Genomic DNA, 10,235 nt, shown 5'->3' with positions numbered 1-10,235 from the left:
CCCGGAGCGCCCCCTTCAGAATTTTCGGCTAGATTCCCTTTTGGCTAAGACTTTCAGCTTTTTTGTCCTGTACTGAGGACCGAGCCTCCTACTTTTCCCCTTACTCTTTTGAGCGCAGCGTTTCAACCTGTTTCGCTGCCCAATCTTTACGGTGGTTCAAGCCAGACATTCGGTTTCCCTAATCTTGGATGGTTAGCAGTGGTCTCGATTCTGGTGTTGGGTTACACCTCGGAGCCTTCCGTTCCCCGCTTCAGTCCTGGGGTTGTGATTCCCTAAACTGGGGGTGGCTATCGCCGTCACTCTCTACTTCCTGATTTCTCAGTTTGTCTATGACCTTGAGTTCCCTGCCTTGCTCAGATTTCTCCAAGCGTCGGGACATATAAACAGTTATGGGGATGTTCAGAGACGAGCCTCTTATATTCAACCAGGGAGTTGAAATCCCCATCAGGCGGTTATTTCGAGCATTGCAGCTCTATTTCATGCCTGAACGTCTCGCACCAACCTTGAAGATTGTAGCAAATCAGGGGCAGTTTTCGGCACTTTCATAATTTATCGCGCTCCAATGAGGTCTGGGTAGAGGGTACATTTTTAAAGAAAATGGTAGGCGGGAACGGCATTTCCCAGACTGAACTCCCATAGGTCGATGTTTTGTTGCTGTTGGGCGACCCACTCGACTAGGGCGACTTCTTGACTGCGGGGAATGAGTAAATAAATGCGTTCTGCGTCTTCGGTAGCTTTACCCTGAACTATGGGATATTTGCTGGCGATCGCATTTATAAAATCCTGCCACTGTTGTTCCTGTTGCTGTTCAAAATTGAGGCGCTGCTGGTGTAGACGTTTTTTCTGCAAAAAATAGTCCCGTCCCTTAGTTGGCGGCGCGGTGGTATCAGAAGATGGCTTCTCCTGGTTGAATGGTTGGGGGATAGCCTCCAGTAGGTACTCAGCCCGACCTGTTAATTTTTCTAATTGCCGAAAATAGCGATCGCCCTCTGTGGTCAGATGTTCGCACAATCTCGCCTCGGAATCAAAACAAGTCCCAAACCGCACAGGTAAAACGGTAGTTTCCTCAAATATCTGACACACAATCCGATCATGGGTCAAAACCGCCCGCATTAACTCTTCCTCATTGTCAGCCGAGAGATTTTCCGCCTGTAGGTTTGGTTCCACCACGGCGGCTAAAGCCCCAGCCTCCAGTAACACTACTGGTTCATAGATTCCCTGAACGGATTTCCAACTAATTGATTGACTCTTAATAAAGGCATATACATACATTTAGAGACACTCCTACCCATCGACAGCTTTTTTATCAAAAATCAGATTTATCCTAGGATATAGGCTCTAAGAAAGCCCCTAGGAGGCATTTTTTGGTGTATGGTGGTGGGCGGGGTAACTATGATATACCGGGCGTGAACCCGCGCCTACTTAACCCACTCCCAAACTAATACCAATTGTGCGAGTCCCGATCGCAAAATTGATTCAGTTATCATGGGTTCTTCCCAATCAATTTCTACCCCATCGATCCATATCCCCAATTCCGGCGACACATCTCGCAGTTGAGTAATAATTGCGTCGCTACAGATACCTACTTGCTGAAACCTTTGACCACCTAAGCATTGTACGGGACTGGGAGTATCGATCGCCGATGCTAGACCGCCATTATCAACTCCAGTCTGGTCAGGCTGCCAATCAATCACAGCACTTTCATCTAATATAGTACCTATCAACCGGGGAGGTTCACGGGTAGCGATATCAATTTCCCAATGATAGCCTGGGAAATCAGCACTTAAAATCGCCACTAATCTAAGGGTTCCTTTATACCATAGTTTACCCGGTTCGAGAACGCGGACAGTAATGCCACCAATAAGTCTAGCGATCGCCGCCGAACCTCTAACAGTATGCCACATCAGAGATTGGATCAACTGACTGAGGCTAACTTGAGGAATCATCACATAGCCATAAGGAGATGATTGGCGATTATCTTGAGATTCTGAGGCGATCGCTTCCACCAAATCCCAGGCTTTGCGAATCAGAAAACGATTAAATATATCTGGGGATAGTTTAGGTTCTGGGGAGGAAACCCGGCGATTTTTACTATGAGAAACCGATGATTGAGCCGGTTCATCCGCCGCCGCAAAATTCTCATAACTTAAACAGAATTTTTCCAGGGGAACCGCTATTTTCTGAATAATTCTTTCTTGAAAAGAACGACTAAAAATCATCATATCAGTGAGTTTCAGTTGACTTACCAATAAAAGGTATGGGGTCATTTCCTCGGAATCGTAACTACCTTCCATGGGATCATAATTAACCTCATTAACCTGATGGTTACTCCACTGCATCGAAGGATAATTAACTAAAAATTGAAATCCGAAATCTAATAATAGTTGACCGGGTTCCCAATTATATCCAGGTTCGAGAACTGCAATTGATTGTGATTTCCATAAATCCAGCGCCTCAAATTCTTGATTAATAATATTTTTAAGCTGCTCAAGCAGAGACTTGGCTGAACGAGGAACAGTACATAACTCACAGTCAAAAGACTGCACGATCGCATTATGATGTAAATTAAATTTAGGACTCTCACCCGTAGCCAGGTCTAAATCATATTGACCCTGGGGAGTTTTCAGGATTAAACTAGCTACCAGTCGCAAAACCCCTGGTTTTCTTGTACCTCGAGGGGAAGTTACCATCACCTCAATTCCAGTTAGCAGCGCCATAATATTTTCAGCACTACAGCCTAAGCGCCACAATAATAGGGTTTGCAAATCACCGAGAGTTACAATTTCCGATGGACTCTTATCCGATAAATTCCCGGACTTAGGGTAACTTTTTTCTGTGGTTTTTTGCCCTTCTAAAAAATGATGCCAAATATCCACCAGTTCCTCGGCAACGTAGGGAATCAGACGTTCTTCGGCGGCCAAAGGTGGCTCACTGGCGACAGAGAGGGAATCAGAGTTAATCTCAGCATTAGTCTGTAGGAGAGCATCAGATGATGAATCATTAACTAGCGATCGCAGACTAAATATCAGTTCTACCAACTTTTCCAGACTGTTAATTAAAGCGCCTGTTCCCACACCTTTACCCAAATCTCTGAGACGGGAAACATCAACTTTCACTAAAGTTAACTGTTGGGCGATCGACATATTTTTAGCCGTGGTACTATCGTCGCCATAGATAATTAGATCAGACATCAATGTCCTCCGATAATTCTTGTAAAGGTAAACCTAGACTATCCACTACCTTGATAGAGTACCCTGTTGAGGGAACTAAGGCTAAACCAGTTTGTTTCCAAGGTGCTAAGGCTGTAGCGACAGGACAGTTATACTCAACTAAACGATGACCTGACCAATTAAAAATTTGCATTTTTCCAGGTTCGATCGTCCAACCATAACCCCAGTCTGCCATAAATAAAGCTGTCGGGGGGGATGCTACAGCCACACGAATGACACTGAGAGGTTTAAGATTGATTTGCAGTAGGGTTAAGGGTTGATGCTGACATAAAGCCAGGATCGTATAAGGATGAGGGGTGGCGAATACTTGGTTAACATTGATGGGTAATTTTATGGTTCCCATGGGCGCACCTCGGCGACTGTACATCTGAAAAATAGTTTTCGGTGATGAGGGTTTAGTGTTTGACCAAGTAGCCAATAAATGCCGCCCATCAATAAAGGTTAATTGAGGTAGTATTTGTGTGGAAACGGAAATCACTTTTAGGAGTTTTACCGATGAGTGACCCTTATCGTCGGTGCTATGGTGGGGGTTAGTTAATCCTTTGGTGAGAGAGTAAAATCGCAGTTGACCAGGTACAGCGATCGTTAAATAGTCCCGTTGCCATTCTGGCAGTAGATGTGCCTGTCGGGAAGAGTTCAAATGAGATTGAACTACATCCTGGGATATACTCAGGGTAGTTTTTTTAATATTTGTGCCAGTGTCTTTAAAGATTTGGGGCAGAAACCCTAGAGATTGGGAGTCTGGCTGAGGACTGGAGTTATGCCACCAATGGAGATAATTATTGGTCAAAATATAACACCCATGAGACATGGGATATAAACTAACTACAGATTCTGATACGGTGAAGGATTGAGACTGTTGTTCTGTGTAGGACCAGGCGATCACATTGCTACCTGTGGCACTGTAGAGATGGGTCGGATTTGATGCTAGAAGGGGTTGGCTGTCAGAGGGGGGAGGGTTGTTGAATTTATGGGGGAGATCATAAAATTCCAGGGAGTCGATCGCATTGCTGTCCGGGTCTAGGGAGTCCGCCGCCTCCCCGGTTCTGGTCATCTGTGATGGCAAATACCAGGGAATTAAGCGATCGCCTATTTCTTGCACAGATGGATCAGCCATAGCCGCCTTTAAACTTTCCGCCATAGCGCCGGCGCTCGGAAAACGGCGGGCTGGCAGTTTTTCCAGGGATTTTTGTAATATATTTTGTAGGCACTCCGGCAAAAAAGTAGGCCGTTCAACTCGATGGTTCATGTGCGCCCACATAAGTTCACTAAATAAACCATGAAAGGGGCGATCGCCTACTAATAATTCATACAATACCACCCCCATAGCATATACATCAGATTGAGCCGAGTACATACCATAAAACCTTTCCGGGGCCATATAAGCCGGAGAACCCCCTGGCGATTGACTGGAAGAACCTATATCATGGTGACTGGGTAGACGACGAGCAATGCCAAAATCAGATAGTTTCGGCTGCCATTTACCAGCAACTATCGTCAGGAGTATATTCTCTGGTTTAAGATCACAGTGAATTATGCCCCGCTGATGAGCATAGTCTAAGCCTTCGAGTATCTCTACTATAATCTGTAGACCTTCGAGGAGTCCTAGAGTTTGATCACCCTCAATTAAACCCCGCAAAGTTCCAGCCTCACAGTAGTCCATCACTAGATAGCGCCCGTTTTGGATATGTTCCAAACCCAGACAGGCAGCAATGTTAGGATGCTGTAAACTAATGATATACCAAAGTTCTTGTAGGAACTGATTGGTTGGCGATCGCTCATGGCTCAATTCCTTGAGTGCCACCAATTTACCTTTTTGGCGATCGCTCGCGCAATAAACCTTCCCGTACTGTCCTTGTCCTACCAATCCCAAAATTCTATATTTAGAACGCTGCATAGCTTTAGCTAGTGTCCCCCCAAATCCAATTAAAATAGAAATGAATTTACAGTAAGCTGCTCCCACTTTTTGAATTTGTTCATATACAACCGAAGCTCACAGGATTACTATGTCATCTAAAATTGAGTCTCAACCCAATTCCCAATCAAATTATCCTGCTCCTACTAGAATCATACAATCTAGGAGCCAATATCAATCTTGCCATATTAATGTCCCTGATCTGGAACGACCTGTTCCTGCTATTTCTGTCGGTCAGGAATATTATAGTTTTTTTCGGGCCGTCCCCAACGCTGACAAAACCTTTGAGATTATAGCCAAATTGAGCAACATGGGGGAAAATACAGTTATTACTAGAGTACCCACAGCCTATGTGATTTGGGTCCTTGAACCCCAAGCGTCCCTATGTCAAAGGTAACCACCAGGGGAAAGACAACAGGGAAGGGGTCATTTAATTAAATCTGACACCCGATACCCTGTCAATTAAACCCTTAGTCCAGTGTCAATACACTAGCGCCCAACGCTATACTTTAACTAAATTACAATCAAGACTGAACCACATCATTATGGCTAAAGTTATTCGCCTCGAACCTATCGCTGAGGAGATGGAGGTTAAAACTAATTCTAACATTTTATCTGCTTTGCTTTCTAAAGAACTTCATGTCTTGAAAGAATGTGGCGGTCGTGGAATGTGCGCCACCTGTCATGTTTATATTAAAGATGGCATGGAGAGTCTGTCGCCAGTTAACCGACGAGAACAAAGAACCCTAGAAGTAATTACTACCGCCCAAAAAACATCCCGCCTCGCTTGTCAAGCCCACGTTCTCGGAGAGGGTATTGTCATTGAACTACCTTCCGGGATGTATATTAATGCTATTGAGGATGTGGAGTCTTTAATCGGAAGACGCGCCGAACAGGAACTCCTGCATCCTATTACCGGGGATGTAGTTGTGGAAACTGGTAAACTGATTACCCGCTCGATTATTAATCAACTCAAAGAAACTCAGTTCCAGGTTGGTGAGTATATGTCTCGTACTACAGATGCTAAATAAGTTTACACTTCACAGGGTTTGAGGATTGCCACCCCTCTCCCCCAACCTGGAAACCAGGGAGAGGGTATATTACTCGCAAAAAAACATCATTTTGTCGATGGTTTGTAAACTTTGCCATTGGGGAGGGTAGCCCCAGCCAGTTGAGCGCCTTTGAGTTCAACCCCCGCCAAAATAGCGGCGCGAAGATTAGCTTCTCGGAGGTCAGCCTTAGTTAAATTAGCTCCGGTAAGGTTCGCATCAGTTAAATCAACGCGATCGAGATAAGCGCCGCCTAGGTCAGCATGAATCAAGCAAGCACTTTGCAAATTAGCGCCACTGAGGTTAGCAGCACTAAGATTAGCTTCCATTAACAATGCACCCACTAAAGTAGCTTCACTCAAATAGGCTCCGGCTAGATTAATCCCAGTTAATAATTTTTGGCTCAGGTCCACCCCCCCCAAATCAGCACCACTGAGGTTAACCTTAGTGAGGTGAGCGCCATTAAGACAGATATCTCGCAAATAGGTTTTGCTGAGATTAGCTCTACTGAGGTTGGCTCTAGTTAGGTTAGCTTGATACAAATCAGCTTCTACCAGGGATGCTGAGTTGAGATAGGCATCTGTCAGGTTAGCACCACGCAAATTAGCACGACCAAGATTAGCTTTAGTTAAATCAGCTTCCGTCAAGTTAGCACCCATGAGATTAGCGCGAGTCATTTTGCACTCACTCAGATTGGCGGCGCTAAGGTTGACATCCTTGAGGTTAGCAGAACTTAGATCAGCTTGAAATAAGTCCGCCTCAGATAAATTAGCTTTAATTAAATAGGCACGAACAAAGTTAGCTGATTGTAAATTGCTTTTGGTTAAATTCGCGGAACTGAGATCAGCTTTGTGCAAATTGGTTTTGATAAAAATAGCCTCAGTTAAATCAGCCCAATTTAGATGAGCCGATTCTAGGTTGACACCACTTAAAGTTGCACCTTGTAGATTGGCTCCATTGAGACTAGACCCGCTGAGGTTAGCCCCAGTTAAGTTAGCTCCACTGAGGTTGACTTTACTTAGATTTGCTAAACTGAGATGAGCGCCGCTGAGATCGGCTTCACTAAAATCAGCCCCAATCAGTTGTGCTCTGTTATTGATCTGTGAGGCTCCTACGCCGATGGTAGAGATACTACTACTTTCGGGATGGTTCCTGGTGGTGAGGATAATGCCACGCAGGCTAATTCCTTTAAAGTTTCTCTCTCCTTCTGCATATCGACTGATAAGTTCTGTGGCATCCATAAGTTAGGGCAAAAATCAATCTGGTTTAACCTCCCCTCTGTTATCCAGACTTTTGTTGGCAGAGTTGCCGGAGAATAGTGTCATGGTCTTGATTTTCATCAACCATTGCTTCTGCACCCTTGAGACGATCGCTCAATCCCACAATAAAGCAGTTATAATCTGCCCCTAGGGATTGACAAGTCGTTTGCACACAATGCAAATCACGGCCAGTTAACTGGCTAAAAAATATGCTCAATAACCCCGCCTCTAGGTAGCAAACCGGCCGTTTCCATTCAGGAGCCCCCAGGCTAAAGGGGGAGTGAGTTGTCTTAATCAACAGAAATCCTTGTTGATTATAAGATCCATCTATTTCTAAAGTTCCCCAACCGTGAGTTTTCCAACATTGTTGTAAGCATTGAGTAAATTGTATCATTTCCATACTGCCCAGGGGCTGATGGTAATATTCGGCGATTTCTTCGCAAAATCTAACGTAAAAGTGTTTCCCCCACCAGCGACCACAGTTAAATAGTACCAGACGGGCGGCTTGACCTGTTTCTTGTTCTAAGCCCTTATAAATCGCTCTGACTAGGGTATCCGGTAGGGCTAAAATGCGATCGCCGCGCCGATTTTCTAATAAACCCAGTTCTAAATCACCCCTAACGTAACTATTGAATGCGAAGTAGTTACCGGGGAGTTGAGTTTGTCTAAGCAGTTCATCAATTTCGATCATCGTAGTTCTCCTTATTCTAAGTAATAAGCCATCGCCCGTCTGTAGAGGCTAATCTGAGTGATTCAGTAATGTTTCTTTCGCTAGATTTAGGTAATCTTCCAGGTAAATCATAGCTTTAGGAGAGAGCATTTCTTCCAGCTTACCTTGTAAAAGTTCATAAATTTTGGTTTCAATCGCTTGACTTTGGCGAGTCTTCACAAAACCTCTCAGCCAGTCCAATACATTATTTTTTAGGTACTCCGTATCATCTAGCAACATAGCCATGGCACAATGACGCATAATCAGAATCCAATGTTGTAGAGATTTTTCTACAATAGGCTGTTGTGCATCAGAAAAAGCCGTCTGTAATTTTTCCGCAATAGGTTCAAAAATCGTCGCTTCGCGATCGCGCAAAAATTCGTAGATCTTGAGTCTTTGAGCCAAAGTTGACGTATGGCGTTTAAATTCCTGAAGTTCTTCAGGTTTCAGATAGCGATTTTCAGCTTGAGTCAACAAGCTATTAACATCTGAGGACATAAGTTTTACCTAGGAATTATGGATGTGGAAGTTGGATTATGTGGTCAGATTTTCCCTGATAATTAACTTATAGTTTTAGAACAAATTTACCAGATCGTCGATGGTGACATCATTTTCTGTTTCTGGCGAATTTTCCGCGAAAGAAACCGATGATTTGCTGGGGAAGACTCCCACTTCTGGTGTGCCTTCCCAGACAAACCGATTAAAAAATTCCGCCACAGAAATGCTCAACGTTTCTAAGTCTTCACCCCCCGTATTATTGGGGCTGCTGGAACTTTGGCTAGTTCCTTGCCAGTTAAGATTATTGAAGAATTCCTGAACAGAAATAGATAGCCAGTCCTTGGGTTGGTCAGTCATTATCTTCGCTTTCCATCTTGTAATTTCCGTTGAATGTCGCGGGCTGTTGCTCCTTCGTTAAGCCAGAATGCTGCTGCATCAATGCGATCGGGGTTGCCCAGTAGAAATTTACAGTAAGTTTCCCCCATCGAGTAGCATTGCAGTTCAATGCAACTGAGGGGTTTTTTAACCAGCGTGCTAAAAAATCCCGAAAATAGCCCAGCGTAGATGTGACAGACAGGTTTTCCCACATCTCCGAGACTACGAGCCACAGCCGAGTCGAATAGGTTAATAAAAATGCAGCCATGTTGGCGATCGCTCATATCTACCTCCCATCGTCCCCAACCTTGGGCCGTAAAGGGCCACCACCAGGTTTCTAACAGGAACATGAGGTTAGACTTGCGGATACTACGGCCAAATTCTTCCTCAAACCATTTTTGGAAAAATTCCGCATCTTCTAGTCCCCACTGATGTCCAATCGTGTACATAATCACTGATGAAGCTGGACCAACTTCTTCTTCCAATCCTTCTACCAGACCAATAATAAAATCTTCGCTGGTGAGGATATTGCGGGAGTTATTCCAATCCGTGATCGAACCCGTGGACGATTCCAGGCTAAAAAAATCTTGAAATCTATAATGGTTATGAGCCTTGGGATTATAGCGTTTCAGCAGAGATTCTGTCTGAATTTCGTTGGTAGCCGGGGAAGTTGAGGTCATTTGTATAATACTCCTTTTTAACAGGGGTGGATCCAAAGTAGACTCAAATAAGTTTCTTAATTTTAGGGGATTTTTAGATCCAGTAGGGTTGAAGGAACCGAATACCCATAGCTGGCCAACAGATATCAATCAGCTGATACCCTATCAGTCCCTAGGCTGACCGGAAGTAGATACCCGCCTATTGTTACTGCCATCTATTCTGGCTGATATTCCTGGCTGCGACCCCTAGAGTCATGCTTTGCACCCCAAAGAGCCCCCATAATAGGTCAATTCATCCCTTGACCCCAAGGAATCCTGTTACAGCCTGTTCAGAAATCATCTGATCACCTCTCAAAGTCCCTCTCCCTTTCTGGGAGCCAGATTTAGAAGGAATCCTGTTACAGCCTGTTCAGAAATCATCTGATCACCTCTCAAAGTCCCTCTCCCTTTCTGGGAGCCAGATTTAGAAGGAATCCTGTTACAGCCTGTTCAGAAATCATCTGATCACCTCTCAAAGTCCCTCTCCCTCTGTGGTAGCCAG

General features: G+C 44.5%; 10 protein-coding genes. 2 read left to right on the top strand and 8 right to left on the bottom strand.

Annotated features, from left to right (window positions below; genetic code table 11):
- Window positions 1-588: 588 nt before the first annotated feature.
- The 3 genes from ACTIE0_RS14430 to ACTIE0_RS14420 all read right to left on the bottom strand — a co-directional run bounded on the left by ACTIE0_RS14430 (window position 589) and on the right by ACTIE0_RS14420 (window position 5,127).
- Entirely contained in the window at window positions 589-1,272 is a 684-nt protein-coding gene (locus ACTIE0_RS14430; RefSeq protein WP_006617801.1) for a GvpL/GvpF family gas vesicle protein, read from the bottom strand.
- A gap of 146 nt (window positions 1,273-1,418) precedes the next feature.
- Complete coding sequence (locus ACTIE0_RS14425; protein WP_006669882.1) at window positions 1,419-3,191, bottom strand: hypothetical protein; 1,773 nt, start codon at window positions 3,189-3,191, stop codon at window positions 1,419-1,421.
- Window positions 3,184-5,127, bottom strand: a complete 1,944-nt coding sequence (locus ACTIE0_RS14420; protein WP_008048920.1) for a serine/threonine protein kinase — start codon at window positions 5,125-5,127, stop codon at window positions 3,184-3,186. Before ACTIE0_RS14420 ends, ACTIE0_RS14425 begins: the two co-directional genes overlap by 8 nt.
- A gap of 109 nt (window positions 5,128-5,236) precedes the next feature.
- On the opposite strand from ACTIE0_RS14420, the gene ACTIE0_RS14415 reads away from it, so the two are divergent.
- Window positions 5,237-5,542, top strand: a complete 306-nt coding sequence (locus ACTIE0_RS14415) for a hypothetical protein (RefSeq protein WP_006621115.1) — start codon at window positions 5,237-5,239, stop codon at window positions 5,540-5,542.
- Window positions 5,543-5,690: 148 nt separating this feature from the next.
- Window positions 5,691-6,176: a 2Fe-2S iron-sulfur cluster-binding protein gene (locus tag ACTIE0_RS14410; RefSeq protein WP_006621116.1), complete on the top strand. Its 486-nt coding sequence runs from the start codon at window positions 5,691-5,693 to the stop codon at window positions 6,174-6,176.
- Window positions 6,177-6,262: 86 nt separating this feature from the next.
- Here the strand turns inward: ACTIE0_RS14410 and ACTIE0_RS14405 are convergent, their stop codons facing one another.
- The 5 genes from ACTIE0_RS14405 to ACTIE0_RS14385 all read right to left on the bottom strand — a co-directional run bounded on the left by ACTIE0_RS14405 (window position 6,263) and on the right by ACTIE0_RS14385 (window position 9,715).
- Window positions 6,263-7,435 carry a pentapeptide repeat-containing protein gene (locus ACTIE0_RS14405; RefSeq protein WP_006621117.1) on the bottom strand — a complete coding sequence of 391 codons (1,173 nt, stop codon included), beginning with the start codon at window positions 7,433-7,435 and terminating at the stop codon, window positions 6,263-6,265.
- A gap of 40 nt (window positions 7,436-7,475) precedes the next feature.
- Window positions 7,476-8,144, bottom strand: a complete 669-nt coding sequence (locus tag ACTIE0_RS14400; RefSeq protein ID WP_006621118.1) for a V4R domain-containing protein — start codon at window positions 8,142-8,144, stop codon at window positions 7,476-7,478.
- A gap of 48 nt (window positions 8,145-8,192) precedes the next feature.
- Window positions 8,193-8,660, bottom strand: a complete 468-nt coding sequence (locus tag ACTIE0_RS14395) for a globin family protein (protein WP_006669883.1) — start codon at window positions 8,658-8,660, stop codon at window positions 8,193-8,195.
- 75 nt (window positions 8,661-8,735) lie between these two features.
- Window positions 8,736-9,017, bottom strand: a complete 282-nt coding sequence (locus ACTIE0_RS14390; protein ID WP_006621120.1) for a hypothetical protein — start codon at window positions 9,015-9,017, stop codon at window positions 8,736-8,738.
- Entirely contained in the window at window positions 9,017-9,715 is a 699-nt protein-coding gene (locus ACTIE0_RS14385; RefSeq protein WP_006669884.1) for a V4R domain-containing protein, read from the bottom strand. Before ACTIE0_RS14385 ends, ACTIE0_RS14390 begins: the two co-directional genes overlap by 1 nt.
- Window positions 9,716-10,235 lie beyond the last annotated feature (520 nt).

Origin of the sequence: Limnospira sp., assembly GCF_051859755.1 — a bacterium.
Lineage (GTDB): Bacteria > Cyanobacteriota > Cyanobacteriia > Cyanobacteriales > Microcoleaceae > Limnospira > Limnospira fusiformis.
Note: the sequence above shows the minus strand (reverse complement) of the source record. Positions and strands in the feature narration are given on the sequence as shown.